The following is a 26,114-nucleotide window of genomic DNA, read 5'->3' on the forward strand; positions in this document are numbered from 1 at the left end:
AGGCTCCCCATGTCCCTTTCCTCGTACGAGCGTTACCCCCTCCTCTTCGGCCCCTCGCCGGTGCATCCGCTGGAGCGCCTCACCGCCCACCTCGGCGGTGCGTCCCTGTGGGCCAAGCGGGAGGACTGCAACTCCGGTATCGCGTACGGCGGCAACAAGACCCGCAAGCTGGAGTACCTGGTCGCCGACGCCCTCGCGCAGGGCTGCGACACCCTCGTCTCCATCGGGGGCGTCCAGTCCAACCACACCCGTCAGGTCGCGGCCGTCGCCGCCCGTGCCGGACTGAAGTGCGTTCTGGTGCAGGAGAGTTGGGTGGACTGGCCCGACGCCGTGTACGACAAGGTCGGCAACATCCTGATCAGCCGGCTCGCCGGAGCCGATGTCCGGCTGGTGAGGGCCGGGTTCGGGATCGGGTTCAAGGAGAGCTGGGAGCAGGCGCTGCGGGAGGTGGAGGAGTCGGGCGGGAAGCCGTACGCCATCCCCGCCGGGGCCTCCGACCATCCGCTCGGCGGACTCGGCTTCGCCGGGTGGGCGTACGAAGTCGCCGAGCAGGAGCGGGAGTTGGGGGTCTTCTTCGACACCGTCGTGGTGTGCTCGGTGACCGGGTCCACGCAGGCGGGCATGGTCGCCGGGTTCGCGGCGCTGGAGGAGGCGGGGGGCCGGCCGCGGCGGGTGCTGGGGGTGGACGCGTCGGCGAAGCCCGCCGCGACACGTGAGCAGATCGCCCGGATCGCGCAGGGAACCGGCCGGCTCATCGGCGTCGAGCGGGAGCTGACCCTGGCCGACGTCGAGCTGGACGATCGGTATCACGCCGGGGTCTACGGCATCCCCGACGAGACCACCCTCGCGGCGATGCGGCTCGCCGCCCGGACCGAGGGGATGGTCACCGACCCCGTCTACGAGGGGAAGTCGATGGCCGGGATGATCGATCTCGTCGAGCGCGAGGAGATCGGGCGGGAGTCGACGGTGCTGTACGCGCACCTGGGCGGGCAGCCGGCGTTGAACGCGTACAGCGCGCTGTTTTCGTAGGCCCCGGCGTCACTGCTCGGCGGGGGTGGGCGCCGCAACCCGGCGTAGCGGGGTGCCGCCGCGCCCACCCGTGCCGCCCCAGCGGCACGACTGCCCGCAGCTGGGCCGACTAGAGGGCCTGCGCCGCCGGCTTCACCATTCCCCTCACCGTGCGGGACTTCACGAAGTCGCCCAGCGCCGTCATCTCCCACTCACCGGAGAACTGCTTGATCAGCTTGGCCATCATCACGCCGGTCTGGGCTTCGGCGTTGGTGAGGTCGAAGCGGACCAGTTCCTCCCCGGTGGCGGCGTCGAGGAGGCGGCAGTAGGCCTTGGCGACCTCGGTGAACTTCTGGCCGGAGAACGAGTTCACCGTGAAGACCAGGCCGGTGACGTCCTGCGGGAGGCGGCCGAGGTCGACGACGATGACCTCGTCGTCGCCACCGCCCTCGCCGGTGAGGTTGTCGCCGGAGTGCTTGATCGCGCCGCCCACGATCGACAGCTTGCCGAAGTAGCAGCTGTCGATGTGGTTGCGCTGCGGGCCGTAGGCGATGACCGAGGCGTCCAGGTCGATGTCCTTGCCGCGGTAGGCGGGCTCCCAGCCCAGGCCCATCTTGACCTGGGAGAGCAGCGGGCGGCCGCCCTTGACCAGGGACACGGTCTGGTTCTTCTGGAGGCTGACGCGGCCCTTGTCCAGGTTGATCTTCCCGGTGCCCGGCGCGTGCGCGGGCGGCGGGGGAGCCGGCGTGCTCATCGGCGGGGCCGGCGGGGTGACCGGCGTCTGGATCGTGGGCTGCGGCGGGGCGACCGGCTGGGGCGGGGCCACCGGGGCCGGGGCCGGCTCCTCGACCGACACACCGAAGTCGGTGGCGATGCCGGCCAGGCCGTTGGCATAGCCCTGGCCGACCGCGCGGGCCTTCCAGGCGCCGTTGCGCAGATAGATCTCCACGACCACCAGGGCCGTCTCGCTGCCGAGCTGCGGGGGCGTGAAGGTGGCCAGGACGGAGTTGTCGTCGGCGCCGCGGATCGTCGCCGTCGGTTCGATGCCCTGGAAGGTCTGGCCGGCGGCGTCCGGACTGGCCGTGACGACGATCTTCTCGATGCCCGGCGGGAGGGCGGCGGTGTCCACGACGATCGCGTCGGGGGCCGCGCCGCCGCCGGAGCGGTAGGTCACGCCCGGCCCGTTGGGCTGGTTGTAGAAGATGAAGTCGTCGTCGGAGCGCACCTTGCCGTCGGCGGTGAGCAGCAGGCCCGATACGTCGAGCCGCACCGGGGCGGCGACGTCCACCGTCACGCGCGCGGTGGGGAGAGGGATGTTCGAGCCGGGGGTCATAGCTGTCATGACCGGTGAACGATCCAGCCCGCTTTACCGTTCCCTTACCCGCGACCGTTCGGATCAGCGGGGTGATGTGCCGCGGTTGCGGGGGTGGTTCCGGGCCGTGCGTTCGTTGCCGCGCTTGTAGTTTCCGGTCCAGCGGGCCATGACGAGCTGGGGGTCGGCGGAGGCCTCGACCTCGGCGAGGAACTGGGCGGCCCGGGGGCCGTGGAGGGTGGTCGCGGGGCGGTGGTGGTGGGTGATGTGGACGGTGTAGTCGGCATGGGCTTCGTAGCGGAAGCCGTGTGGGCTGGGCATGGGCGGATGGTAGGGGCCGGTCGAGGGCCGGGCCCACCGCTTTTTCTGAGCCCCTCAGGGTCGGTCGGGCCCCCGGTAGGGCAGCGTCTGGCTGTAGACCACGTTCGTGGTCGTGCTGCCGAAGCCCGCGAGCTCGTCCATGAGCTCCTCCAACTGCTCCATGGAGCTCGCGGCCACCTTCAGCGTGTAGCAGTCGTCGCCGGTGGTGCGCAGGCACTCCAGGATCTGCCGCCGCTCGGCGAGCAGCCGGCGCAGAGGTTCATGCCGGTTGCCCGGGTACTTCAGCCGGACGACGGCGAGCACGGCGTAGCCGACCTTGGCCAGGTCCACGACGGCGTGATAGCCGGTGATGACACCGAGCGACTCCAGGTTCCGCACCCGTTCCGTGGTGGCCGACGGACTGAGGTTCACCCGTCGCCCCAGCTCGCTGAGCGAGACGCGGGCCTCCCGTTGGAGCTCCTCGATGATCGCCCAGTCGGTGTCGTCCAGATTCACGGTCATCGCGCGACTCTACCGGCAGAATCACGGAAGAACGCCGCCGACGCCGGGAAGATTCTGTTCCGTACACCGTGATCGCCGACATAACCTCGGGTCATGCAACTAGGCGTCAACGTACCGAACTTCGGCCCCGGTACCGACCCCGGCGTGCTGCGCGACTGGGCGCGGGTCACGGAGGGGTTGGGCTACGACCTGCTCATGGTGTCGGACCACGTGGTCGTCACCCCGGACGTGGCCGAGCGCTATCCGGAGCCCTTCCACGAGCCGTTCACCACGCTGTCCTGGCTGGCCGGGGTCACCACCAGGGTGCGGCTGGGCACGACCGTGCTGATCCTGCCGTACCGGCATCCGCTGCTGGTGGCGCGGATGGCCGCCAACCTCGACCGGCTCAGCGAGGGCCGCCTGGTGCTCGGTGTCGGGGTCGGCTGGGCCCGGCAGGAGTTCGACGCGTTGGGGGTGCCGTTCGCCGAGCGCGGCCGGCTGACCGACGAGTATCTGGCCACCCTGCGCGACGCCTGGCGCACCGATGACCAGGAGGGTGGCTCGATCCCGGTCTGGGTCGGCGGCCACAGCGCGGCGGCCCTGCGCCGGGCCGCCCGGTTCGGGGACGCCTGGCATCCGCTGCGGCTCTCCCTGGCCCGGATGGGCGAGATCCTGGCAGGGCACGCGCTGCCGGGGTTCGAGCCCCGCATCTCCCTGCGGCTGACCGGCACCCCCGTCGACGATCCGCAACGGCCGGCCGGCGTCGGCACCGTCGAGCAGATCCTCGACGACCTCGAACGGCTTCGCCTACTGGGCGCCGGCACCGTCGTACTCGATCCCTATCAGGGCGACCCGGAGGAGACCCTTCGGCCGCACGCGGCCTGGCGGGCGCTCGCCGAGGTGGCCGACCGCTGGAGGACCGCATCGTGATCAGCACCGTCGACGAGGCGTTTCTGCGCCGAGCGATCGATATCGCGGCGCGGGCCGTCGCCGAGGGCGACGCACCGTACGGGTCCCTGCTGACCGGCCCGGACGGCACGGTCCTCGCCGAGGCCCACAACACGGTGCGGCGCGACGACGACATCACGGCCCACCCGGAACTCAAGCTGGCCCGCTGGGCGGCCCGCGAACTCGCCCCGGAGACGGCCGCGGGCACCACCCTGTACACCAGTTGCCAGCCGTGCGGGATGTGCACGGGCGGCATCGTCCGCTCCGGCATCGGCCGGGTCGTCTTCGCGCTCACCACCGAGCAACTCGTCGCGCTCAACCCGCGGTCGGGCGCGTGGCCGACCGTCCCGCAGGACGGCCCGGCCCTGTTCGAGGAGGCACGCGTCCCCATCGAGGGCTACTACCGGCCGAGTTGAGAGCGGTACGGGTCACGGCACCACGACGATCTTCCGTCCCACGCCCGCCGCGAACTGCTCCAACGCCTGCGGGTACCGCTCCAGCGGGATGCGGTCGCTGATGAACACGTCCGGGTCCAGCACCCCGTTCGCGAACAGCTCCGCCGCCCGTTCGAAGCTGTGCAGGACCGCCATGGAGCCGGTGATGGTGATCTCCTGGTTGTAGATGCGGTACGGGTCGATCGTGACCTTCGTTGCGTAGTCCGCGACGCCGAACTGGAGGAAGGTGCCGGCCTTCGCCACCCGGTCCAGGCCGTCCTGGATGGCCGCCGCGTTGCCGGTGGCGTCGACCACCAGGTCCCAGCCCTGGGGGCGGTCCAGCTCGTCCGGGTTCGCGGCACAGGCCGAGACGCCGAGCCGGCGCGCGGTCTCCAGCCGGGCCGGGTTGACGTCGACCACGTCCACGCTGGCCGCACCCGTGCGCTTGGCCAGCTCCAGCATCATCAGGCCCATCGTGCCGGAGCCGTAGACGAGGACATGGGCGCCGAGCCGGGACTGGAGGACGTCGTAGCCGCGTACCGCGCACGACAGGGGCTCCACCAGGGCCGCGTCCTGGGTGCGGACGTGGTCGGGGAGGCGTACGCAGTTCGCGACGGGGGCCACCGCGTACTGGGCGGCGCCGCCCGCCGTGGTCACGCCGATCGCCGCCCAGCGTTCGCAGAGGTTGTTGTGGCCAGTACGGCAGTAGCGGCACTCGTGGCAGTAGAGGGAGGGGTCGACCGCGACCCGGTCGCCCACGGACACCTCCGTGACCTGGGTGCCCACCCCGACCACCGCGCCCGCGAACTCGTGGCCCGGCACGATCGGCAGCTTCGGGGCGAACTCGCCCTGGAGGATGTGGAGGTCCGTGCCGCACAGCCCGCAGGCCGCCACCTCGACCACCACGTCCCGGGGGCCCGGCGTCGGGTCCGGGACCTCGGCTACGACGGCCCTGCCCACGGACTCGATGACGGCGGCCTTCATTTCACTGCTCCCAACGACAGGCCCTGGACCAGCTTGTCCTGGGCGGCGAACCCCGCGGCGAGCACCGGCAGGGAGATGACGAGCGACGCGGCGCACACCTTCGCCAGGAACAGGCCCTGGCTGGTGATGAAGCCGGTCAGGAAGACGGGGGCGGTCTCGGCGACCACGCCCGTCAGGACCCGGGCGAACAGCAGCTCGTTCCAGCTGAAGATGAAGCAGATCAGCGAGGTCGCCGCTATGCCGGGAAGGGCTATCGGGGCCACGACGCGCGCGAGGATCGTCGGGAGGCGTGCGCCGTCCACCCTCGCCGCCTCGATGATCGCGACCGGGACCTCGGCCAGGAACGACTGCATCATCCACACCGCGATCGGCAGGTTCATGGAGGTGTAGAGGATGACCAACAGCCAGATGTTGTCGAGCATGTCGGTGTTCTTGGCGAAGAGGTAGATCGGGAGCAGGCCCGCCACCACCGGGAGCATCTTCGTCGACAGGAAGAAGAACAGCACGTCCGTCCACTTCCGGACCCGGTTGACGGACAGGGCGTAGGCCGCGGGGAGCGCCAGGAGAAGGACGAAGAGTGTCGAACTCACCGACGCGACCGTCGAGTTGATCAGAGCGGGCCAGGGGCTCGCGCCGCCGCCCGTGCCGAAGAACTCGCGGTAGCCGTCCAGGGTGAGGGCGGCGCCGAAGGACGGCGGGTTGGTGGCCGCGTCCTGCTCCGAGTGGAAGGACGTCAGGGCCATCCAGGCGATGGGGAGGAAGAAGAGGATCCCCAGCAGCCAGGCCGTCACTCCGAGGCCAAGTCCCTTGCGTTTCACAGTGGTCGCGCTCATGCCCGGCCCACCTCCTCGCGGAACAGAGACGAGACGACCCGCAGGGCGAAGGTCGCGATGATGATCGAGCCGATGACGACCAGGACGCCCGCGGCCGAGGCGAGGCCGTTCTCATGGGCCTGGTAGAAGCTCTGGTAGACGGTGTACGGCAGGTTCGCCGTGCCCAGGCCGCCCGAGGTGATGGTGAAGACCGCGTCGAAGTTCTGGACGATGTAGATCGAGCCCAGCAGGGCGCCCAGTTCCAGGTAGCGGCGCAGGTGCGGGAGTGTGAGGTGGCGGAAGATCTGCCAGTCGCTCGCGCCGTCCACCCTCGCCGCCTCCAGCTGCTGGGGGTCACGGCTCTGCAGGCCCGCCAGCAGGATCAGCATCATGAACGGGGTCCACTGCCAGACCAGCGACGCCTCCACCGCGAGGAGCGGGGTGTTGGAGATCCAGTCCGGCTGCGGGCCGCCCACGTAGTGCAACAGGCCGTTCAGCAGGCCGTATTCGGGGTTGTAGAGGACGTGCTTCCACAGCAGCGCCGCCGCCACCGGGACCACCAGGAACGGGGCGATGAGCAGGGTGCGGACCACTCTCCGTCCCCGGAACCTCCGGTCGAGGAGCAGCGCGAGCACCAGGCCGAGGACCAGGCTGGCCAGGACCACGGCCACGGTCAGCAGGATCGTCGTCCACACCGAGTGGCGCAGGTCGGCATCGGTGAGGACCTCCTGGTAGTTGTCGACGCCCGTGAAGTGGCGGGCCTTCGGGTAGAGCGCGTTCCAGTCGAAGAACGAGATCACCAGCGTGGCCACGAAGGGCAGTTGGGTGACCGCGATCATGAAGATGAGGGCGGGGAGGAGCGGGGCCCGGGTGGCCCAGGCGCGCAGCCGGGCCGACGGTTGGCGCGTGGTCGGTACGGGTGTGGTGGCCAGGGGGGCCGTGGTCGTCGCGGTCATCGTCCCTCGTACTCCTCGGAGATCTTCTCGGCGAGCCGCTGGGACTTGCTCAGCGCCGACTCGACGGACTGGCGTCCGGCGATGGCCGCGCTGATCTCCTGGGAGACCTTGGTGCCGAGATCGGTGAACTCGGGGATGCCGACGAACTGGATGCCGGGCGCGGGGCGCGGCTGCACCCCCGGGTCGGTGGGCCGGGCGCCCTCGATGGCCTCCTTGGTCATCTCCTGGAAGGCGGCGGCCTCTTGGCGGTACGCGGCGTTCGTGTACGTCGAGGCGCGCTTGCCGGCCGGGACGTTGGACCAGCCGATCTCGTCGCCGACGAGTTCCTCGTACTGCTTGCCGGAGGCCCAGGAGACGAACTTCCAGGCCTTGTCGGGGTTGCGGGAGGCGTCCTGGATGCCCCAGGCCCAGGTGTAGAGCCAGCCGGAGGAGTCCGTCTTCTCGACCGGGGCCGGGGCGTAGCCGACCTTGCCCTTGACGGGGGAGCCCTTCGCCTCCAGGGAACCGGCGGCGCTCGTGGCGTCGTACCACATGGCGACCTTGCCCTGGGTCATGTTGTTCAGGCACTCGGCGAAGCCGGACTGGGCCGCGCCGGACTCGCCGTGGTCACGGACCAGGTCGACATAGAACTTCGCCGCCTTCTCCCACTCGGGGGAGTCGAGCCGGGCCTTCCAGTCCTTGTCGAACCAGGTGCCGCCGAAGGTGTTCACGACGGTCGTCAGCGGCGCCATCACCTCGCCCCAACCGGGCAGTCCGCGCAGGCAGATGCCCTTCATGCCGGGCTCGGCGCCGTCCGCCTTCGCGGCCAGGTCGGCGACCTGGGTCCAGGTGGGATGCGGGGGCATCGTCAGGCCCTTCGCGGCGAACACGTCCTTGCGGTACATCAGGAAGGACGACTCGCCGTAGAAGGGCTGGCCGTAGAGCTTGCCGTCGTCGCCGGTCAGGGACTCGCGCATCGGCTTGAGGACGTCCTGTTCGTCGTAGGCCGGGTCCTTGGCGACGTAGGAGTCCATCTCGTGCAGCCAGCCGTTGCGGGCGTAGATCGGTATCTCGTAGTTGGACAGGGTCGCCACGTCGTACTGGCCGGCCTGGTTGGCGAAGTCCTGGCTGATCTTGTCGCGGACGTCGTTCTCCGGCAGCACGGTGAAGTTGACCTTGATGCCGGTCTCCTCGGTGAAACGGGGGGCGAGCTTCTGCAGCTCGGTCATCTGGGGGTTGTTGACCATCAGGACGTTGATGGAGTCGCCGCCGGAACCGGACCCGCCCGCCCCGGCCCAACAGCCGGAGAGCAGCGGGGCGAGCAGCGTCCCTGCGGCGGCCAGGGCGAGCGTGGCTCGCGGTGGCCGTCGTCGGCTCGGGGTGCGCATGGATCGCTCCTGAAGATATGGGGAGATAAAGGGCGCGGTGGGGCATGGGGGTGCCCCGGGAGGAGGGGTGTTTCGGTGTGTTTCGGGTTGCTTCAGGTTGTTTCTCAGACGCGGATGACTTGTGGCCCGAGCAGGGAGTAGCGGTGGGCCTCCGCCGACGGCAGCAGCGTGCTGGTGACGATCGCCTCCAGTGCGCCGATCTCGGCGAACCGGCAGAAGCTGACCGCCCCGAACTTGGTGTGGACGCCCGCGAACACCGTGCGGCGGGCGGCCCTGATGGCCTGCGCCTTGACCTCGCTGACGGCCGGGTCGGGGGTGGTGAGGCCGTGTTCGCGGGAGATGCCGTTGGCGCCGATGTAGGCGAGATCGACGACGAAGCCGGCGAGCATCTTCGTCGTCCAGTGGTCCACGGTGGCCAGCGTGCCGGGGCGGACCCGGCCGCCGAGGAGCAGGACGGAGGTGTGCTCCGCCTCGGCCAGCGCGCCGGCCACGGGGAGGGACGCGGTGACCACGGTCAGCGGGCGGTCCCTGGGCAGGGCCTCGGCGATGAGCTGCGGGGTGAAGCCCTCGTCGACGAAGACGGTCTCGGCGTCGCCGAGCAGCTCGGCCGCGGCGGTGGCGATCCGGCGCTTCTCGGGGACGTGGCTGGTGGCGCGGAAGGCGAGCGTCGTCTCGAAGCCGGCGCTCTCGACGGGGTAGGCGCCGCCGTGGGTGCGGCGGACGAGGCCGTGGTCCTCCAGGGCGCGGAGGTCTCGGCGGACGGTTTCCTTCGCGACGCCGAGTTGGACGGCGAGGGCGTTGACGTCCACGACGCCGGCCCTGCGGGCGGCCTGGACGATTTCCCGCTGGCGTTCTTCCGCGGCGCTGGTCATGAGGTCACCCGCCTTCCTGGTGCGCTGCCCGTTCGGGCCGTCTGCAGGAAGTTCTACAGCGGGTGGGAGGCGGTGACCAGGCCTGTTGCAGGAGGGATAGTGACCGGGTGTGCCCGTTCGGGCAGGCGGCGCCCGGGAGCTCGGGGAGTGCGGTTGGGTGGCGGCTGCGGGTGCGTTTGGGCTGGTCGCGCAGTTCCCCGCGCCCCTGGAGTGGCGCTGGCGCGCCACTGTCCAGGTGCGCCACCTGTGCCCGTAAAGCACTGCGGACGGGCCCGTTCGGTGCCCGTCCGTCGTGTGATCAAGACAAACTAGTACGGCCAGATCGGCGGGTCGCTCACGAAGTGGCCGCCAAGGTAGGTGTGGGCGATGTTGTCCGGGTCCAGGTCGCCCTGTTCGGCGATCAGCTTCTCGGCGTAGGGCTCGGAGTCGTCCTGGGGGGCGTAGCCGAGGGAGCGGGCGGTCGTCAGGTCCCACCACAGGCGGGTGTTGGCGGAGGAGCCGTAGACGACGGTGTGCCGGACGTCCTCGGCGGTCAGCGCCGCGTGCAGGAGGCGGGCGCCGTCGGCGGGGCTCATCCAGACCGAGAGCATGCGGACGCTGGTGGGCTCGGCGAAGCAGGAGCCGATGCGGACCGAGACCGTCTCCAGGCCGTACTTGTCCCAGTAGAGCTGGGCGAGGTCCTCGCCGAAGGACTTGGACAGGCCGTAGAAGGTGTCCGGGCGGTGCGGGGTGTCGATCGGGATGAGCGGGGCGTCGCCCTCGGGGCGCGGGGTGAAGCCCACCGCGTGGTTGGAGGAGGCGAAGACGATCCGCGGGACGCCCTCCTCGCGGGCGGCCTCGTAGAGGTTGTACGTCCCCTCGATGTTCGCCTTCAGGATCTTGTCGAAGGACGCTTCCAGAGAGATGCCCGCGAGATGGATGATCGCGTCGACGCCCCGCACGGCCTCGCGCACGGCTTCCTTGTCGGCGAGGTCCGCGACGATCGCGTCCGGCTCGCCCTCGATCGGCAGCAGGTCGAGCAGACGCAGTTCGTAGCCGTAGGAGGGGAGCAGTTCCCGCATCAGGGTGCCGAGGCCGCCGGCGGCGCCTGTGAGCAGAACGGTGCGGGGCGCTGGCATGCTCGGTTCTCCTTGGAGTAGACCCGTATTCACATTCGTGGACAAGCTAAGGATCATTGCCTGGCCTCGTCAAGGGTGGTGCGCCTCATGTTCATAAATGTAAACTTCGATCAGAATCCCGCACATCGCTGTTCGTCGTTCCCATGCCGTCGTTACTCGTTCTAGGGAGTGCCCGTGACGCCTGCCGACCTCGCCGCTCGACTCGGCGTCCCCAGCGGGCCGCTGTTCTTCCCCGTCACCGCCTACGGCCCCGACGGCTCCGTCGACCTCGACACCTACCGCGCGCATGTGCGCCAGGGCGTCGAGGCGGGCGCCGCCGCCGTGTTCGCCGCCTGCGGCACGGGGGAGTTCCACGCGCTCACGCCCGAGGAGTTCGAGACGGTGGTCCGGGCCGCCGTGGAGGCCACCGCGGGACGGGTACCGGTCGTCGCGGGCGCCGGGTACGGCACCGCGCTCGCCGTGCGCTACGCCGGGCTCGCGGAGGCGGCCGGCGCGGACGGGCTGCTCGCCCTGCCGCCCTACCTGGTGCTCGCCGGGCAGGAGGGTCTGCTGCGGCATTACCGGGAGATCGCCGCCGCCACCGCGCTGCCCGTCATCGTCTACCAGCGCGACAACGCCGTGTTCACCCCTCAGACCGTGGTCGACCTGGCCCGCACACCGGGGATCGTCGGCCTCAAGGACGGGCTCGGCGACCTCGACCTGATGCAGCGGATCGTGAGCGCCGTGCGCGGCGAAGTCCCGGGCGGCTTCCTCTACTTCAACGGCCTGCCGACCGCCGAGCAGACCCAGCTCGCCTATCGCGCCGTCGGGGTGCCCCTGTACTCCTCCGCCGTGTTCTGCTTCGCGCCCGAGATCGCCCTCGCCTTCCACGGGGCGCTGGAGACGGGGGACCGGGAGACGGTGGACCGTCTGCTCGACGGCTTCTACCGTCCCTTCGTCGAACTGCGCGCCCAGGGCCGCGGTTACGCGGTCGCCCTCGTCAAGGCGGGGGTCCGGCTGCGCGGCCTCGACGTGGGGGAGGTCAGGCCGCCGCTCCACGAGCCGACCGAGGACCATGTGAAGCAGCTCGCGCAGATCATCGAACGCGGGTACGCGCTGCTGAAGGAGGAGACCAAGTGAAGGCGTCGACATTCGTCTACCCCTGGGACGTCAACGGAGATCCGCGGGCCGCCGCGACCATCGCGGCCACCGGCGTCCAGCAGGCGACACTCGCCTCCGCCTACCACTCCACGCGCGCGCTGACCCCCCGCCACCCGCGCCACCGCATCGTCACCGCCGAGCACGCGGCCGTGCTCTACCCCACCGACGACCGTTGGCAGGGACGGGAGTTGCGTCCCTACGCGGCCGGTGACTGGGCACCCGGCGACGCGTTCGGCGAGGCCGCCGCCGCGCTCACCGGCGCAGGCCTGGACGTGCACACCTGGGTGGTCCTCGCGCACAACTCCCGTCTGGGCGCCGAACATCCGGGCACCTCCGTCGTCAACGCCTACGGCGACCGCTACCCATGGGCCCCGTGCATCGCCCAGCCCGCCACGCGCGCGTACCTCGTCGACCTGGCCGCCGAGGCGGCGGTACGGCCGGGCGCGCACGGCACCGAACTGGAGTCCCTCGGCTGGTACGGCCTCCAGCATCTGCACGCCCACGACAAGACCGGCGGCATCGGCCTCGGCGACGCCGGCCTGTACCTGATGGCGCTCTGCTTCTGCCCCACCTGCCGGGAGGGCTACGGCGCCCAGGGCCTCGACGCCGACGAGCTGGCGGCCGCCGTGCGCACCGCGCTGGCCCCGGTGTGGCAGGGGGCGCCCTCCGACGGGGGCTGGACCGGCGTCGAGAAGCTCCTCGGCGCGTCGACGGCGGCGGCCACGCGCGCGTGGCGCGACGACACCGCCCGGACGCTCCAGGAGGCGGCGGTGACGGCCGTGCGCGATGCCGCTCCCGAGGGCTTCCAGATCCTGCTGCACGCCGACCCCGTGTCGTACCACGTCGGCGCCAACGCCGGCGTGGACCCGGCGCACATCCTGTCCGTCGCGGACGGGGTGGTCGTGCCGTGCGCGGGCGGGACGGGCCTGCTGACGCCGTTCGCGGAAGCGGGCGGTGGGGCCGGCGGGGCCGGGGGGTTCGGCGGGGCTGGGGAGTCCGTCGGGTCCGGAGGGGCTCGGGGGGCGGTCGTCGCCGCCAACTTCACCGTCGTCTCCGGCATGGGCGGCAGCCCCGCCACCCTCGCCACGGACGCGGCACGCGCGCGTGAGCTGGGGGCGACGGAACTGCGGCTCTATCACGCCGGGTTGGCGTCGGACGCGGACCTGGAGGCGGTGCGGTCGGCGCTCGCCGAGGTGTGAAGCAGCGGCAGGGCGGTCGCCAGCCAGACTGCGCCCAGGATCGGCAACAGGGGGCGTAGGCCGACCAGTTCGACCAGTACCGCGCCCGCGGCGAGACCGAGGACGTTCGGCGCGAACACCAAGGTGTTGGCCGTGGCGACGGTACGGCCGAGCAGCGCGTCCGGGGTCTCCCGTTGTACGGCGGTGAGCACGGCGATGAGCACACAGGGCAGGCCCAGGCCGATCGCCGCGCTGCACGCCAGCGCCAGCGGGTCGGCCGGTATCGCCCGCAGGCCCACCGCGACGGCCGTCACCGCGATGCCGTACGCCGCGAACCGGCGCTCGCCGAGGTGCCGCAGCGCGGGGCCGGAGAGCAGGCCGACCATCAGAGAACCGGCGCCCTGGACGGCGTACAGGACACCGGTGTACGCGGGGGAGCGGCCCAGGTCGTCGACGACGGCGTAGATCATCGCGCCGTTGAGGCCGGCGCAGAGCATGGTGGTGCCGCCGGCCAGGACGAGGGGGCGGAGTCGGGGGTGCCGCCAGAGGTGGCGGGCGCCCTCCGTTGTCTGTGCGCGCCAGGCGAGGGTGGAGCGTTCTGGGCGGGGCTCGTGGACGCGCAGACGGGTGTACAGGCCTACGGCGGCCAGGAAGGTGGCGGCGTCCAGGGCGGCGACCGCCGGGCCGCCGTACGCCGCGTACAGGCCCGCCCCTGCGAGTGGCGCGAGCAGCTTCATGCCCTCCGTGGCCGACATGCGCAGGCCGTTGAAGTCGCCGAGGAGGGTGCGGTCGACTGCCGTGGTGACGAGGGCGGACTCTGCGGCGTCGTGGACGACGCCGGTCGCGCCGTATACGAAGAGCACCGCGAAGAGGAGCCACAGGTCGCCGGGGGAGTTCACGGTGGCGAGGGTGAGCAGGAGGGCGGCCAGGAGCAGGTTCGCGCCGATGAGCAGGGGTTTGCGGCGCATGCGGTCGGCGAGCGTGCCGAGCGCGGGGCCGGCGAGGGTGGGGGCCCACATCGCGAGCATGCACAGCGCGGCGAGGCCGTTCGAGCCGGTGAGGTCCTTGACCCAGACGCCGGATGCCAGCCAGAGGGCTGAGGTGCCGAAGCCGGAGACGATGACCGCGGTGAGGTAGAGGCGGGCGTTGTGGTCGTGGAGGAGGGGGTGGGGGTTCGGGAGCGGTGGGGGTGTCATGTCTGTCGATCGTGGGGCTAAGGAGGGGGTGGGGGGATGGGGAAGGTGCCTTAGAAAAACGGGATCAGCGGGTGGCGATGAGTTTTGGGGGCCTCGGCGGTCCACCTCTCAGACGACGTTCTGAGGAGAAGCGAATGACCGACGTACCCCTGGATCTCGGACCGCAGACCCGTGTCGTGGCACGCCTCGCGGAGGCCGTGACCGACGAGCAGCTGGCGGACGGGACGCCGTGTCCCGAGTACGCGGTACGCCATGTCCTGGGCCATCTGCTCCATCTGTCGGTCGCGTTCCGTGACGCCGCCCGTAAGGATCTCGGCGCCACGACCGACACCCCGCCCACCGCCTCGCTGCCGGACATCGGCCCTGGCTGGCGTGAGGAACTGCCGAAGGTGCTGGCCGAGCTCGCCGACGCGTGGCGCGACCCGGCCGCCTGGACCGGTATGACCCGGGCCGGCGGTGTCGACCTGCCGGGCGAGGTCGGCGGCGCCGTCGCGGTCGATGAACTGGTGATCCATGGTTGGGATCTGGCTGTCGCGACCGGTCAGGTCTACGAGCCCGATCCCGCCGCGCTTCAGGCTACGTACGACTTTCTCCTTGCCGCCGCGGAGGACCCCAGTCGGGGTGGTGGCATCTTCGGTCCGGTGATCTCGGTTCCGGACGGTGCGACGCTGCTGGAGCGGACGGTGGGGTTGAGCGGGCGGGAGCCGGGGTGGAGGGGGCCGCGCTGAGGTTGCGCGTTGTGTGCGGACGGTTCGTTGTGGGTCGGGGCCGCGCCGGGGGGTGTCCGTCCTCGGAACGGCGCGGAATCGGTCGCCTACAAAGGGCGGCCGTGTTGACGCGCCAACCGCTGCGGGCGGACACCCCCCGACACGGCCCCTCACCGCCGTCGCGCACTGCGGGTGCGTCCGGGTCGTGCCCCAGGGGCGCGGGGAACTGCGCGGTCTCATGGGCGCTGTTTGCGGAGGCATACGGATCCGGCACGGCTGAGCGGCGGTGTACGGGCTCCTTGCCGAGGTCGGTGGGCGGGTTCTCGCGTACTCCGGGGGCAGTGGGCCCTGTCCCGCGCGCGGTGAAATCGCCCGGGACGCGGATCTGTTCCTGTGTGAGGCCGACATCGACGCACGTCGCGAAAGCGAATGGAATGGGCGGGGTCAGCACCGGTCGGGCCGCCTCGGTCTTCGGTGGGCGTGCGGTCATGGCGCGGGCCGGGGAGAGCTACGCCGTCTGACCTCGGCAACCTCAACTTCCTCTGTCAGAAGCATTGACGAAACCCTTACCCCCTCCTACCTTCAACGCGTCGTACTTCGTACGTCATATATGAGACGCGATACGCGAGATCAGATACGCGAGACCAGGTGCCCGACATCTGGTACGTGACTTCCGAGAGGCGCGCATGACCTCTGTGCCCACGCCGATCCCGTCCCGCACGCAGTTCGTGCTGGACGCGATCAAACACCGCATCCTCACCGGGCAGTTGACGCCCGGCCAGGCGCTGGTCGAGACCGATCTCGCCGCACAGTTCGGGGTCTCCAAGACCCCGGTGCGCGAGGCGCTCAAGACCCTCGCCGGTACCGGGCTCGTCGTGATGAGCCAGTACAAGGGCGTCACGGTGCGCATGGTGGACGCGGACATGGCGCGCGAGGTCTATGACGTCCGGCTGCTGTTGGAGCCGGAGGCGTTGAAGCGGGCGGTCAAGCGGGGGGCCTCCCTCGACGAGGCCCGGGACGCGCTGACCCGTGCGGACCAGGCCACCGACACCGCCGAACGGTCGCTGGCCAACCGGGAGTTCCACCGCGCCCTGTATCTGCCGTGCGGCAACCCGCTGCTGGGCCGGATGCTCGACGAGGTCCGTGACCAGGCCGCCCTCGTCTCCGCCGTCGCCTGGGCGGCCTCGCCCTCCTGGGAGCGGGAGGCCGGTGAGCACCGCGAGATCCTGCGGCTCGCCCTCGACGGTGACGCCGACGGCGCCGGTCGCGCCCTCCACGCGCACATCGCGTCGTTCGTGCAACGGGCCTTCCCGGACGCAGAGTCCGAGGCCCAGGGAGAGGACGGTCAGGCATGACAACGACGTTCGAGACCCAGCGGGCCGCCCTGGCCGACGTGGTCGCGATCCCGGTGACACCCTTCGCCGAGGACGGCTCCGTCGACCAGGACGCCCACCGGGCCCTGCTGCGTCGTCTGCTCGACGGGGGGATCAGGACGCTCACTCCCAACGGGAACACCGGCGAGTTCTACGCCCTGACCCCCGAGGAGCGGCAGCTCGTCACCGAGATGACGATCGACGAGGCCGGTGAGCGTGCGGTGATCCTCGTCGGTGTCGGTCATGACGTGCCCACCGCTGTCGCCTCCGCGCGGCATGCCCGGGAGCTGGGCGCCGCCATGGTGATGGTCCACCAGCCCGTCCACCCCTACGTCTCCCAGGGCGGCTGGGTCGACTACCACCGCGCCATCGCCGAGGCCGTGCCCGAGCTGGGTGTCGTGCCCTACATCCGCAACGCGCAGCTCAGCGGTCTGCGGCTGGCCGAGCTGGCCGACTCCTGCCCGAACGTCATCGGCGTGAAGTACGCCGTGCCGGACGCGTCGAGGTTCGCCGCGTTCGCGCGGGACGCGGGGCTGGAGCGTTTCGTGTGGGTCGCCGGCCTCGCCGAGCCTTACGCCCCTTCCTATTTCTCGGCGGGCGCCACCGGGTTCACCTCGGGGCTGGTGAACGTCGCCCCGGCCGTTTCGCTGAACATGATCGAAGCGCTTCGATCCGGTGACTACCCGGCCGCGATGAAGGTCTGGGAGCAGATCCGCCGCTTCGAGGAGCTCCGCGCGGCCAACGGCTCCGCCAACAACGTCACGGTCGTCAAGGAGGCTCTCGCCTCCCTGGGGCTGTGCCGCCGCGATGTCCGGCCGCCGAGCAAGCCGCTGCCGGAGGACGAGCGGGACGAGGTCGCCGCCATAGCCGCCGGGTGGTCGATATGACGGACAGCAGAAAGCGGTTGAGCGCGGAGGAACTCCGCAGCCATCAGTGGTACGGCACCGAGGGGCAGTTGCGCACCTGGTCGCACAACGCCCGGATGAGGCAGCTCGGTTACGAGGCGGAGGAGTACCAGGGGCGTCCGGTCATCGCCGTTCTCAACACCTGGTCCGACATCAATCCCTGTCATGTGCATCTGCGTGAGCGTGCGGAGGCGGTCAAGCGGGGGGTGTGGCAGGCCGGGGGGTTTCCGCTCGAATTCCCGGTCGCGACACTGTCGGAGACCTATCAGAAGCCGACCCCGATGCTCTACCGCAACCTGCTCGCGATGGAGACCGAGGAGCTGCTGCGGTCGTATCCGATCGACGCGGCCGTGCTGCTCGGTGGTTGCGACAAGTCGACGCCCGCCCTGCTCATGGGGGCCACCTCGGCTGACGTGCCGTCGATCTTCGTTCCCGCCGGGCCCATGCTGCCCGGGCACTGGCGCGGTGAGACGCTCGGGTCCGGTACCGACATGTGGAAGTACTGGGACGAGCATCGCGCCGGGAATCTGACCGACTGTGAACTGCGCGAACTGCAAGGTGGGTTGGCGCGGTCTCCCGGTCACTGCATGACCATGGGTACGGCGTCCACCATGACCGCGGCCGCCGAGGCCCTCGGTATGACGCTGCCCGGTGCCTCCTCGATCCCGGCCGTGGACTCCGGGCACGAGCGGATGGCCGCCGCCTCCGGACGCCGGGCCGTGGAGCTCGCCTGGACCGCGCTGAAGCCGTCCGAGATCCTCAGCCGTGAGGCCTTCGAGGACGCCGTCACCACGGTGCTGGGGCTGGGCGGTTCCACCAACGCGGTGATCCACATCATCGCGATGGCGGGCCGGGCGGGGACCAAGCTCACCCTCGACGACTTCGACCGCATCGCCCGTACCGTCCCGGTGCTGGCGAACGTGCGGCCCGGCGGACAGACGTACCTCATGGAGGACTTCTACTTCGCCGGCGGCCTGCCCGGCTTCCTGTCGCGGATCACCGATCTGCTCCATCTGGACCGGCCGACCGTCAACGGCACGCTGGGCGGGCAGTTGGAGGGTGCGGTCGTCCACGACGACGACGTCATCCGCACCCGGGAGAACCCGGTCGCGAGTGAGGGCGGGGTGGCCGTCCTGCGCGGCAACCTCTGTCCGGACGGCGCGGTCATCAAGCACATCTCCGCCGAGCAGCACCTGCTCAAGCACACCGGTCCCGCGGTCGTCTTCGACGACTACAAGACCATGCAGCGGACGATCAACGACCCGTCGCTCGGCATCACCGCCGACAGTGTGCTCGTGCTGCGCAACGCCGGGCCCAAGGGCGGTCCGGGCATGCCCGAGTACGGCATGCTGCCCATCCCCGACCATCTGCTCAAGCAGGGGGTGCGGGACATGGTCCGGATCTCCGACGCCCGGATGAGCGGCACGAGTTACGGCGCTTGCGCGCTGCACGTGGCGCCCGAGGCGTACGTCGGCGGACCGCTGGCCCTCGTGCGCAGCGGCGACCTGATCACTCTGGACGTCGAGGCGCGCTCCCTCCATCTCCATGTGGAGGAGGACGAGTTGGCGCGGCGACGGGCCGACTGGACGCCGCCGCCCGTGCGTTACGAGCGGGGCTACGGCGCCCTCTACAACGAGCAGATCACGCAGGCCGACACCGGCTGCGACTTCGAGTTCCTCGCCCGGAAGGGCACCGTGCAGGACCCGTACGCGAGCTGATCGCGAGCACCCCGGCCTTTTTCGTCATGGCCTTCGCACAACCCTGCACCAAGAGAAAGCGCTTCCCGCACCACGTACTGAACTGATCGGAGAACAGTCATGGCCCAAGCCGCAGCCGTGGCGAAACCGCCCGCGCCACCCCGGCGGCGCCGTGCCTCCGCCACTCCGCGCAGGCTTCCCTATCTGCTGATCGCGCCGGCGGCCCTGCTCATGCTGGGCTTCATCGCCTACCCCGTCATCAGCGTCTTCTACTACAGCCTGCAGAACTACAACCCGACCAAGCCATGGCGCAACGGCTTCGCGGGCTTCGACAACTTCACGAAGATCTTCACCGACGACCCGGCCTTCTGGGACACGCTGACCTTCAGCGCCAAGTGGGTCTTCGTCGAGGTCGGCCTTCAGCTGCTGTTCGGGCTCGCGCTGGCGCTCATCGTCAACCAGACCTTCGTCGGGCGGGCGCTCGGCCGCGCGATGGTCTTCTCGCCGTGGGCCGTCTCCGGCGTGCTGACCTCCGCGATCTGGGTGCTCCTCTACAACTCCCAGACCGGTATCACCCGTTACCTCGCCGACATGGGCATCGGGTCGTACGGCACCAGCTGGCTGTCGGACACCTCGACCGTGTTCCCGGCGGCGATCGTCGCCGACCTGTGGCGCGGGGTCCCCTTCTTCGCGATCCTCATCCTCGCCGACCTCCAGTCCGTCTCGCGGGACCTGTACGAGGCCGCCGAGGTCGACGGGGCCAGCCGCCTCAAGCAGTTCTGGCACATCACGCTCCCGCATCTGAAGGACGCCATCGTGCTGTCCACGCTGCTGCGCGCGGTCTGGGAGTTCAACAACGTCGACCTGCTCTACACCCTCACCGGCGGCGGACCCGCCGGCGAGACGACGACCCTCCCGCTCTACATCGCCAACACCAGTGTCGACGCGCACAACTTCGGCTACGCGTCGGCCCTGACCGCGGTGGCGTTCGTGATTCTTCTCTTCTGCTCGATGGTCTATCTGCGCCTGAGCAAGTTCGGAGGCGAGGACAAGTGAGCATCAAGGAAGCCACCCCGATCGTGTCCGAGGTCCGCAAGTCCCCGCCGCCGCCCCGGACCAAGGGCAAGGAGCGCTCCTGGGACGACGTGCCCCGCTGGCAGATCTATCTGCCGCTGGGGATCTACCTCCTCTTCACCCTGATCCCGTTCTACTGGATCCTGCTCTTCGCGTTCCGTCCGACCGGATCCACCTCGCTGGTGCCCTGGCCGATGACCTTCGACCACTTCGAGAAGGTGTGGACCGAGCGTGAATTCGGCACGTACTTCCAGAACAGCGTCCTCGTCGGCGTCGCCACCCTGATCATGACGACCCTGGTCGCGCTGGCCGGCGGCTACGCCCTGGCGCGGTTCAACTTCAAGATCAAGAAGGCCTTCATGCTGGGCCTGCTGTGCTCCCAGTTCGTGCCGGGTGCGCTGCTCCTTGTGCCGCTGTTCGAGATCTTCGCCAAGATCCAGATGATCAACTCGCTGGGCAGCGTGATCATCGCCGAGACGGTCTTCCAGCTGCCGCTGTCGATCATCCTGATCAGCAACTTCATCAAGAACGTGCCGCCTTCCCTGGAGGAGGCGGCCTGGGTCGACGGCTGCAACCGCTTCACCGCGTTCCGGATCGTCGTCCTGCCGCTGCTGCGGCCCGGTCTGATCGCCGTCGGCTCCTTCGCCTTCGTGCACTCCTGGAACCACTTCCTGTTCGCGCTGATGTTCCTCAACAACCCGGAGAAGCAGACCATCCCGGTCGGCCTCAACACCCTGATGGGCGCGGACAGCGTCGACCTCGGCGCACTCGCCGCGGGCGGCATCATCGCGGCCGTACCGGTCGTGCTCGTCTTCGCCTTCATCCAGAAGTGGCTGATCACCGGCTTCAGCGCGGGGGCGGTGAAGGGATGAGGCGCCACCAGATCGTGCGGGGTGACACCGGGCCGGGCCTCCGCCGGACCGGGCGGCCGGTCCAGGGGCCGGATCGCTTCGGCCACGCCGACCGCATGGACGTCCGGGGCGCCCACCGCGGCGTGCCGGCGGTAGTCGGTGGTCGGTCTGTGGCAGCGGGGGGTGGGGCCGACGGAGGCTCTGCTGGAGTGGTTGCTGATCGCGCCGGGGCGTTGTTGGCGTTCGGGTTCGGTGCCAGGTGCTTCGGCGGAGGCCCCGTGATGGTTCGTCAGTCGTCCGGGGCTGTGTCGTGGCTGGTTGCTTCCGGCGGGGGCGGCGCGTATCGCTTCGGCCACGTCGACGGCATGGATGTCCGGGGCGTTCACCGTGGCGTGCCGGCGGTAGTCGGTGGTCGGTCTGTGGCAGCGGGGGGTGGGGCCGACGGAGGCTCTGCTGGAGCGGCTGTTCAGCGGCCTGGGGCACGGTCGTGGCTGGTCGTGCGCCGTGGTGGCGCCGCCTGTCGGTACCGGCCCGCTTCCCTCCAGGGCGCTGCCGGAGCACGGCGGGCCTCGCCGGAACCGTTCAGGGAGGTGTGGGCATGAGGTTTCGACACATCGGCGCAGTCGTAGGGGTGTTGGGGCTGCTCTGCGTTCCCGCTCACGCCGACGCCCGTGACATCAGCCGTGACACGCTGCCCGTGAACGACGGGTGGGCATCCGAGGGCGCCGGGACCACCGGTGGCGCCGCTGCCGACGCCGAGCATGTGTACGTCGTCACCGACCGGGCCGGGCTCGTCGCGGCGCTCGACGGTGGCAGTGCCACGCCGAAGATCATCAAGATCGCCGGGACGGTCGACGCCAACACCGACGACGACGGCGACCATCTGAGTTGCGCCGACTACGCCACCGGCGGCTACAGCCTGAAGGCCTACCTCGCCGCCTACGACCCCCGCACCTGGGGTTCCGCCAAGCCCAGCGGCCCGCAGGAGGAGGCCCGTCAGGCCTCTGCCGCGAAGCAGGCCGAGCGGGTCACGCTCACCGTCGGCTCCAACACCACGATCGTCGGCCTCGAGGGAGCCGTCCTCAAGGGCGCCAACCTCCAGGTCAAGAACGCCAGCAACGTCGTCATCCGCAACCTCGACTCGCGTGACGCCTACGACTGTTTCCCCGTCTGGCAGCCCAACACCGGCGGCCTCGGCGACTGGAAGACGGCGTACGACAACATCTGGCTGACCGGCTCGCACCACGTCTGGGTCGACCACGTCACCCTCAGCGACAAGGGCCACCCGGACGAGAAGGAGCCCACCTACTTCGGCCGGAACTACCTGCGCCACGACGGCCTGCTGGACATCACCAACGGCTCCGACCTGGTCACCGTCTCCTGGAGCAGGTTCTCCGGCCACGACAAGGCCATGCTGATCGGCAACAGTGACTCGGCCACCGGCGATCGCGGCAAGCTCCGGGTCACCCTGCACCACAACGAGTTCGAGTCCGTCGTGCAGCGGGCGCCCCGCGTCCGCTTCGGGCAGGTGCACGTCTACAACAACCGGTACGTCGTCCCCACCGACGACTACCGCTACTCGCTCGGCGTGTCGACCGAGTCCGGCGTCTACGCCCAGAACAACGCCTTCACCACCCTAGGCCGGATCGAGGTCGCCGACCTGGTCAAGAGCTGGAACGGCACCGCCCTGCACGACGAGGGCACCCTCTTCAACGGCTTCCCGGTCGACCTGCTGCCCATCTACAACGCCTACAACTCCGGCAGCGAGCGCGACCTCACGGCCGACGTCGGCTGGACGCCTACCCTGCACACAAAGATCGACAGCGCCGAAGCGGCCGACCGAGAGGTGGCACGCGGCGCGGGCGCAGGGAGGATCCCATGAGCACCGTAGACATCGTCCTGGCGGGAGCGCGCGGCCACGGCCACTGGCACCTGGAGAACATCCGCCGGCTCCAGGACAAGGGGATCGTCCGGCTCGCGGGCATCTGCGAGCTGACCCCGCTGGAGCCCACGGAGATCCCCGAAGGGCTCGGCACGCCCGAGCAGTCCGCCGACTTCGGTGCCCTGCTCGACTCCACCGGCGCCCGGATCGCGGTCATCTGCACGCCGATCCCGACCCACACCGACCTGGCGCTGGAAGCGGCTCGGCGCGGTGTGCACCTCCTCCTGGAGAAGCCCCCGGCGCCGTCGTACGCGGAGTTCCGGCGGATGGCCGACGGCGTCGCCGCCGCCGGGGTCGTCTGCCAGATCGGCTTCCAGTCGCTCGGCTCGCACGCCGTGCCCGCGATCCGGCAGCTGATCGCCGAGGGCGCGATCGGGGAGATCGCCGGGATCGGCGGCGCCGGCGCCTGGGGCCGCCCGGAGTCCTACTACCGGCGCGCCCCCTGGGCCGGCAAGCGGCGCCTGAACGGCGTCGACGTCATCGACGGCGCCCTCACCAACCCCCTCGCGCACGCCGTCGCCACCGGGCTCGCCCTCAACGGCTCGACGCGCGCCGAGGACGTCACCGACATCCGGACCGAGCTGCTGCGCGCCAACGACATCGAGTCCGACGACACCTCGTGCGTCCGCGTCACCACGGCCCAGGGCCGCCCGGTCACCGTCGCGGCGACGCTGTGCGCCGAGCACCCGGACGAGCCGTACGTCCTCGTGCACGGCAGCCGCGGCCGGATCACGTTCTGGTACAAGCAGGACCGCGTCCTGCTCCAGCGCGCGGGCCACGGCCCCGAGGAGTACGAGCACGGCCGCACCGACCTGCTGGAGAACCTCGTCGACCACCTCACCGACGGTACCGAGCTGATCGTCCCCCCGGACGTGACCGGCGCCTTCATGAAGGTCGTCGAGGCGATCCGCACCGCGCCCGACCCCGCCCCGCTGCCCGCCAGTGCCTGGCACCTCGTGGACGACCGCCGGGTGGTCCCCGGCATCGACGGCCTCGTCGCGGCGTCGGCCGACACTCTCGCCCTGTTCTCGGAGCTCGGCGCCTCCTGGGCGCTGCCAAAAGAGGTGAGCACCTGATGACGACCAACGACACCCCGGTCCTGCGCGTCGCGGGCCGCCCGGTCGGCCGCTACGTCACCCGGCCCGAGCTGGCCCCCCGGCTCTCGCCGCGCCCCTACCTCCACCCCGTCACCACCCTCGCCGGCACGGCTGTCACCGAGCTCAGCCCCGCCGACCATCTGCACCACCTCGGCGTCGGTGTCGCCGTTCCCGACGTCGAGGGGCACAACTTCTGGGGCGGGCGCACCTACGTCCGCGACCAGGGCCCCACCGAGCTCGACAACCACGGTGCCCAGCGGCACAACGCCTTCCAGCTGCGCGACCCCGACGGCTTCGTGGAGGAGCTGCGCTGGGTCGCCGCGGGCGGCGAGCTGCTGCGCGAGCGCCGGACCGTGGCGGCCACCGAACTCACGGACACCGCCTGGGCGTTGGACTTCACGTTCTCGCTGACCAACGTCACCCCCGACCCGCTGTCGATCGGCAGCCCGGCCACCAACGGCCGCCCCGGCGCCGCTTACGGCGGCTTCTTCTGGCGGGCCCGCAAGGAGGAGCGGACACCGGACGTCTTCACCGCCGACACCGAGGGGGAGTCCGAGGTCCACGGCCGACGTGCCGACTGGCTCGCCCTCGTCGGCGCCGGCTGGACGCTGGTCTTCGCCGGGGCCACCGAACAGACCCGCCGCGACCCGTGGTTCGTGCGCACCGCCGAATACCCGGGCGTGGGCTCCTCGTTGGCGCACACCGAACGGGTGCCGATCGCGGCCGGTGACACCCTCGTACGCCGGGTCGTCACCGTCGTCGCCGACGGCCGCCTCGACCGCGACGCCGCCGCCGCGCTCGTCCGCAAGGCGGTGAGCCTGTGACCGCCACCTACACCAACCCCGTCCTCGACGCGGACTGGTCCGACCCGGACGTCCTCCGTGTCGGCGACGACTTCTACCTCACCGCCTCCAGCTTCGGCCGCGCCCCCGGCCTGCCGCTGCTGCACTCCCGCGACCTGGTCAACTGGACCCTCGTCGGCCACGCCCTCGAACGGCTGGAACCGGCGAGCGAGTTCAGGACCCCACGGCACGACTGCGGCGTCTGGGCACCATCCCTCAGGTATCACGACGAACGCTTCTGGATCTTCTGGGGCGACCCCGACCAGGGCATCTTCCAGATCAACGCCCCTGGGATCAGGGGCCCTTGGACCCGCCCGCACCTCCTCAAGGTGGGCAAGGGCCTGATCGACGCCTGCCCCCTGTGGGACGAGGAGACCGGCGAGGCCTACCTCGTGCACGGCTGGGCCAAGTCCCGCTCCGGCGTCAAGAACCGGCTCACCGGCCACCGGATGCGCCCCGACGGCACCGAACTCCTCGACGAGGGCAAGGTCATCGTCGACGGCGACCGGATACCCGGCTGGTTCACCCTGGAAGGCCCCAAGCTCTACCGGCACGACGGCTGGTTCTGGATCCTCGCCCCCGCCGGGGGAGTGGAGACCGGCTGGCAGGGCGCCTTCCGCTCGCGCGGCTTCTTCGGGCCGTACGAGGAGAAGATCGTCCTGGAGCAGAAGGACACCGACGTCAACGGCCCCCACCAGGGCGGCTGGGTGCGCACCCCGTCCGGTGAGGACTGGTTCCTGCACTTCCAGCAGCGCGGCGCCTACGGTAGGGTCGTCCACCTCCAGCCGATGCGCTGGGGCGCGGACGGCTGGCCGGTCCTGGGCGACGAGGGCGCCCCCGTCGCCGTACACAGGAAGCCCGATCTGCCGCCGCAGCCGACCGCCGCGCCCGCCACCGACGACGACTTCCCCGGCGGACGCTTCGGCCGCCAGTGGAGCTGGACCGCCAACCCGCAGGACGGCTGGGCCACCCAGCACTCCGGCGACGGCCTCCGGCTGACCTGTGTCCGCTCGGCCGACGCGCACGACCTGCGCAAGCTGCCGAACGTCCTCACCCAGCGGCTGCCCGGCACACCGTCCGCCGTCGAGGTCGAACTCCGCCTCGACAGCGAGGAACCGGGCGCCCGGGCCGGACTCGCGGTCCTGGGTGACGCGTTCACCTGGATCGGCCTCGAACGCGGCGCCGACGGCACGGTCCAGCTCGTGCACCGGTTCGCCGAAGGTGTCGCCGAGCGCGAACGCGACGCCGACCACTCCCGGCCCGCCCCCGAGGGACGGGTACGGCTGCGGATCGAGATCGGCGCCGGCGCCCGCTGCCGCTTCTCCTACGACGTCGGCGACGGCCCGCACCCCTCGGGTCCCGTCTTCGCCGCCACCCCCTGGCGCTGGGTGGGCGCCCTGCTCGGCCTCGTCGCCCTCGCACCCACCGGAAACGGTCACGCCGGCGCGGCAACCTTCACGCAGTTCAGGATCACTTCTCTGTAACTCACCTCGTACGGAC

At 70.7% G+C, this 26,114-nt stretch carries 25 protein-coding genes and 1 pseudogene; 16 read left to right on the plus strand and 10 right to left on the minus strand.

What is annotated here, in order from left to right:
* Window positions 1–9 precede the first annotated feature (9 nt).
* Complete coding sequence (locus OG885_RS34125; RefSeq protein ID WP_405738076.1) at window positions 10–1,029, plus strand: 1-aminocyclopropane-1-carboxylate deaminase; 1,020 nt, start codon at window positions 10–12, stop codon at window positions 1,027–1,029.
* Window positions 1,030–1,138: 109 nt separating this feature from the next.
* On the opposite strand, the gene OG885_RS34130 is transcribed toward OG885_RS34125, so the two are convergent.
* The 3 genes from OG885_RS34130 to OG885_RS34140 all read right to left on the minus strand — a co-directional run bounded on the left by OG885_RS34130 (window position 1,139) and on the right by OG885_RS34140 (window position 3,142).
* Window positions 1,139–2,341 carry a TerD family protein gene (locus OG885_RS34130; protein WP_405743001.1) on the minus strand — a complete coding sequence of 401 codons (1,203 nt, stop codon included), beginning with the start codon at window positions 2,339–2,341 and terminating at the stop codon, window positions 1,139–1,141.
* A gap of 63 nt (window positions 2,342–2,404) precedes the next feature.
* The gene (locus OG885_RS34135) at window positions 2,405–2,641 is read right to left on the minus strand and encodes a hypothetical protein (protein WP_405738077.1); all 237 of its coding nucleotides are present in this window, start codon (window positions 2,639–2,641) and stop codon (window positions 2,405–2,407) included.
* 54 nt (window positions 2,642–2,695) lie between these two features.
* Window positions 2,696–3,142: an Lrp/AsnC family transcriptional regulator gene (locus OG885_RS34140; RefSeq protein WP_405738078.1), complete on the minus strand. Its 447-nt coding sequence runs from the start codon at window positions 3,140–3,142 to the stop codon at window positions 2,696–2,698.
* A 93-nt stretch (window positions 3,143–3,235) separates the two neighbouring features.
* On the opposite strand from OG885_RS34140, the gene OG885_RS34145 reads away from it, so the two are divergent.
* Window positions 3,236–4,051, plus strand: coding sequence for an LLM class flavin-dependent oxidoreductase (locus OG885_RS34145; protein ID WP_405738079.1), 816 nt, complete (start codon window positions 3,236–3,238; stop codon window positions 4,049–4,051).
* Entirely contained in the window at window positions 4,048–4,485 is a 438-nt protein-coding gene (locus tag OG885_RS34150; protein WP_405738080.1) for a nucleoside deaminase, read from the plus strand. Before OG885_RS34145 ends, OG885_RS34150 begins: the two co-directional genes overlap by 4 nt.
* A 12-nt stretch (window positions 4,486–4,497) precedes the next feature.
* On the opposite strand, the gene OG885_RS34155 is transcribed toward OG885_RS34150, so the two are convergent.
* From OG885_RS34155 to OG885_RS34180, 6 genes are all read right to left on the minus strand, one after another.
* On the minus strand, window positions 4,498–5,487 hold the full coding sequence (locus tag OG885_RS34155) for a zinc-dependent alcohol dehydrogenase family protein (RefSeq protein ID WP_405738081.1): 990 nt from the start codon (window positions 5,485–5,487) through the stop codon (window positions 4,498–4,500).
* Entirely contained in the window at window positions 5,484–6,320 is an 837-nt protein-coding gene (locus tag OG885_RS34160; RefSeq protein ID WP_405738082.1) for a carbohydrate ABC transporter permease, read from the minus strand. The genes OG885_RS34155 and OG885_RS34160 overlap by 4 nt, the downstream gene beginning before the upstream one ends.
* A complete protein-coding gene (locus OG885_RS34165) occupies window positions 6,317–7,255 on the minus strand; it encodes a carbohydrate ABC transporter permease (protein ID WP_405738083.1) in 939 nt (312 codons plus the stop codon). The genes OG885_RS34160 and OG885_RS34165 overlap by 4 nt, the downstream gene beginning before the upstream one ends.
* Complete coding sequence (locus OG885_RS34170; protein ID WP_405738084.1) at window positions 7,252–8,622, minus strand: ABC transporter substrate-binding protein; 1,371 nt, start codon at window positions 8,620–8,622, stop codon at window positions 7,252–7,254. The genes OG885_RS34165 and OG885_RS34170 overlap by 4 nt, the downstream gene beginning before the upstream one ends.
* A gap of 104 nt (window positions 8,623–8,726) precedes the next feature.
* Window positions 8,727–9,494 carry a DeoR/GlpR family DNA-binding transcription regulator gene (locus OG885_RS34175; RefSeq protein ID WP_405738085.1) on the minus strand — a complete coding sequence of 256 codons (768 nt, stop codon included), beginning with the start codon at window positions 9,492–9,494 and terminating at the stop codon, window positions 8,727–8,729.
* Window positions 9,495–9,802: 308 nt separating this feature from the next.
* Window positions 9,803–10,612, minus strand: coding sequence for an NAD-dependent epimerase/dehydratase family protein (locus OG885_RS34180; RefSeq protein ID WP_405738086.1), 810 nt, complete (start codon window positions 10,610–10,612; stop codon window positions 9,803–9,805).
* Between the two features lie 174 nt (window positions 10,613–10,786).
* Between OG885_RS34180 and OG885_RS34185 the strand changes: the two genes are divergently transcribed.
* Both OG885_RS34185 and OG885_RS34190 read left to right on the plus strand, forming a co-directional pair.
* On the plus strand, window positions 10,787–11,731 hold the full coding sequence (locus OG885_RS34185) for a 5-dehydro-4-deoxyglucarate dehydratase (RefSeq protein WP_405738087.1): 945 nt from the start codon (window positions 10,787–10,789) through the stop codon (window positions 11,729–11,731).
* Window positions 11,728–12,951: a hypothetical protein gene (locus OG885_RS34190; protein ID WP_405738088.1), complete on the plus strand. Its 1,224-nt coding sequence runs from the start codon at window positions 11,728–11,730 to the stop codon at window positions 12,949–12,951. The genes OG885_RS34185 and OG885_RS34190 overlap by 4 nt, the downstream gene beginning before the upstream one ends.
* Here the strand turns inward: OG885_RS34190 and OG885_RS34195 are convergent.
* Window positions 12,888–14,126, minus strand: coding sequence for an MFS transporter (locus tag OG885_RS34195; protein ID WP_405738089.1), 1,239 nt, complete (start codon window positions 14,124–14,126; stop codon window positions 12,888–12,890). The genes OG885_RS34190 and OG885_RS34195 overlap by 64 nt on opposite strands.
* 134 nt (window positions 14,127–14,260) lie before the next feature.
* Here OG885_RS34195 and OG885_RS34200 point away from each other — a divergent pair, with 134 nt between their 5' ends.
* The 11 genes and pseudogenes from OG885_RS34200 to OG885_RS34250 all read left to right on the plus strand — a co-directional run bounded on the left by OG885_RS34200 (window position 14,261) and on the right by OG885_RS34250 (window position 26,098).
* Complete coding sequence (locus tag OG885_RS34200; protein WP_405738090.1) at window positions 14,261–14,854, plus strand: TIGR03086 family metal-binding protein; 594 nt, start codon at window positions 14,261–14,263, stop codon at window positions 14,852–14,854.
* A gap of 268 nt (window positions 14,855–15,122) precedes the next feature.
* Window positions 15,123–15,263, plus strand: a pseudogene (locus tag OG885_RS34205) (MBL fold metallo-hydrolase); the annotation flags it as partial.
* A 256-nt stretch (window positions 15,264–15,519) separates the two neighbouring features.
* A complete protein-coding gene (locus OG885_RS34210) occupies window positions 15,520–16,188 on the plus strand; it encodes a GntR family transcriptional regulator (protein ID WP_399958858.1) in 669 nt (222 codons plus the stop codon).
* Complete coding sequence (locus OG885_RS34215; RefSeq protein ID WP_405738091.1) at window positions 16,185–17,093, plus strand: dihydrodipicolinate synthase family protein; 909 nt, start codon at window positions 16,185–16,187, stop codon at window positions 17,091–17,093. The genes OG885_RS34210 and OG885_RS34215 overlap by 4 nt, the downstream gene beginning before the upstream one ends.
* Window positions 17,090–18,829 (plus strand): L-arabinonate dehydratase, encoded by a 1,740-nt coding sequence (gene araD / locus OG885_RS34220; RefSeq protein ID WP_405738092.1) that lies wholly within the window; start codon window positions 17,090–17,092, stop codon window positions 18,827–18,829. The genes OG885_RS34215 and araD overlap by 4 nt, the downstream gene beginning before the upstream one ends.
* Before the next feature lie 99 nt (window positions 18,830–18,928).
* Window positions 18,929–19,864, plus strand: a complete 936-nt coding sequence (locus tag OG885_RS34225) for a carbohydrate ABC transporter permease (protein ID WP_399958852.1) — start codon at window positions 18,929–18,931, stop codon at window positions 19,862–19,864.
* Entirely contained in the window at window positions 19,861–20,754 is an 894-nt protein-coding gene (locus tag OG885_RS34230; protein WP_405738093.1) for a carbohydrate ABC transporter permease, read from the plus strand. The genes OG885_RS34225 and OG885_RS34230 overlap by 4 nt, the downstream gene beginning before the upstream one ends.
* 577 nt (window positions 20,755–21,331) lie before the next feature.
* Complete coding sequence (locus OG885_RS34235) at window positions 21,332–22,615, plus strand: polysaccharide lyase family 1 protein (protein ID WP_405738094.1); 1,284 nt, start codon at window positions 21,332–21,334, stop codon at window positions 22,613–22,615.
* Window positions 22,612–23,751, plus strand: coding sequence for a Gfo/Idh/MocA family protein (locus tag OG885_RS34240; protein ID WP_405738095.1), 1,140 nt, complete (start codon window positions 22,612–22,614; stop codon window positions 23,749–23,751). The genes OG885_RS34235 and OG885_RS34240 overlap by 4 nt, the downstream gene beginning before the upstream one ends.
* A complete protein-coding gene (locus OG885_RS34245; protein ID WP_405738096.1) occupies window positions 23,751–24,596 on the plus strand; it encodes a PmoA family protein in 846 nt (281 codons plus the stop codon). Before OG885_RS34240 ends, OG885_RS34245 begins: the two co-directional genes overlap by 1 nt.
* Complete coding sequence (locus OG885_RS34250) at window positions 24,593–26,098, plus strand: family 43 glycosylhydrolase (protein WP_405738097.1); 1,506 nt, start codon at window positions 24,593–24,595, stop codon at window positions 26,096–26,098. Before OG885_RS34245 ends, OG885_RS34250 begins: the two co-directional genes overlap by 4 nt.
* Window positions 26,099–26,114: the final 16 nt, after the last annotated feature.

The sequence above is a fragment of the Streptomyces sp. NBC_00028 genome, from assembly GCF_045041065.1.
In the GTDB taxonomy this organism is placed as follows: domain Bacteria; phylum Actinomycetota; class Actinomycetes; order Streptomycetales; family Streptomycetaceae; genus Streptomyces.

Bases quoted from the DNA above. Each gene is read 5' to 3' on its own strand.
- OG885_RS34160 (WP_405738082.1), bottom strand. From the start codon at position 6,320: ATGAGCGCGACCACTGTGAAACGCAAGGGACTTGGCCTCGGAGTGACG.
- OG885_RS34245 (WP_405738096.1), top strand. From the start codon at position 23,751: ATGACGACCAACGACACCCCGGTCCTGCGCGTCGCGGGCCGCCCGGTC.
- OG885_RS34145 (WP_405738079.1), top strand. From the start codon at position 3,236: ATGCAACTAGGCGTCAACGTACCGAACTTCGGCCCCGGTACCGACCCC.
- OG885_RS34210 (WP_399958858.1), top strand. From the start codon at position 15,520: ATGACCTCTGTGCCCACGCCGATCCCGTCCCGCACGCAGTTCGTGCTG.
- OG885_RS34225 (WP_399958852.1), top strand. From the start codon at position 18,929: ATGGCCCAAGCCGCAGCCGTGGCGAAACCGCCCGCGCCACCCCGGCGG.
- OG885_RS34200 (WP_405738090.1), top strand. From the start codon at position 14,261: ATGACCGACGTACCCCTGGATCTCGGACCGCAGACCCGTGTCGTGGCA.
- OG885_RS34195 (WP_405738089.1), bottom strand. From the start codon at position 14,126: ATGACACCCCCACCGCTCCCGAACCCCCACCCCCTCCTCCACGACCAC.
- OG885_RS34130 (WP_405743001.1), bottom strand. From the start codon at position 2,341: ATGACCCCCGGCTCGAACATCCCTCTCCCCACCGCGCGCGTGACGGTG.
- OG885_RS34180 (WP_405738086.1), bottom strand. From the start codon at position 10,612: ATGCCAGCGCCCCGCACCGTTCTGCTCACAGGCGCCGCCGGCGGCCTC.
- OG885_RS34240 (WP_405738095.1), top strand. From the start codon at position 22,612: ATGAGCACCGTAGACATCGTCCTGGCGGGAGCGCGCGGCCACGGCCAC.
- OG885_RS34140 (WP_405738078.1), bottom strand. From the start codon at position 3,142: ATGACCGTGAATCTGGACGACACCGACTGGGCGATCATCGAGGAGCTC.
- OG885_RS34125 (WP_405738076.1), top strand. From the start codon at position 10: ATGTCCCTTTCCTCGTACGAGCGTTACCCCCTCCTCTTCGGCCCCTCG.
- OG885_RS34235 (WP_405738094.1), top strand. From the start codon at position 21,332: ATGAGGTTTCGACACATCGGCGCAGTCGTAGGGGTGTTGGGGCTGCTC.
- OG885_RS34155 (WP_405738081.1), bottom strand. From the start codon at position 5,487: ATGAAGGCCGCCGTCATCGAGTCCGTGGGCAGGGCCGTCGTAGCCGAG.
- OG885_RS34135 (WP_405738077.1), bottom strand. From the start codon at position 2,641: ATGCCCAGCCCACACGGCTTCCGCTACGAAGCCCATGCCGACTACACC.
- OG885_RS34175 (WP_405738085.1), bottom strand. From the start codon at position 9,494: ATGACCAGCGCCGCGGAAGAACGCCAGCGGGAAATCGTCCAGGCCGCC.
- OG885_RS34170 (WP_405738084.1), bottom strand. From the start codon at position 8,622: ATGCGCACCCCGAGCCGACGACGGCCACCGCGAGCCACGCTCGCCCTG.
- araD (WP_405738092.1), top strand. From the start codon at position 17,090: ATGACGGACAGCAGAAAGCGGTTGAGCGCGGAGGAACTCCGCAGCCAT.
- OG885_RS34165 (WP_405738083.1), bottom strand. From the start codon at position 7,255: ATGACCGCGACGACCACGGCCCCCCTGGCCACCACACCCGTACCGACC.
- OG885_RS34215 (WP_405738091.1), top strand. From the start codon at position 16,185: ATGACAACGACGTTCGAGACCCAGCGGGCCGCCCTGGCCGACGTGGTC.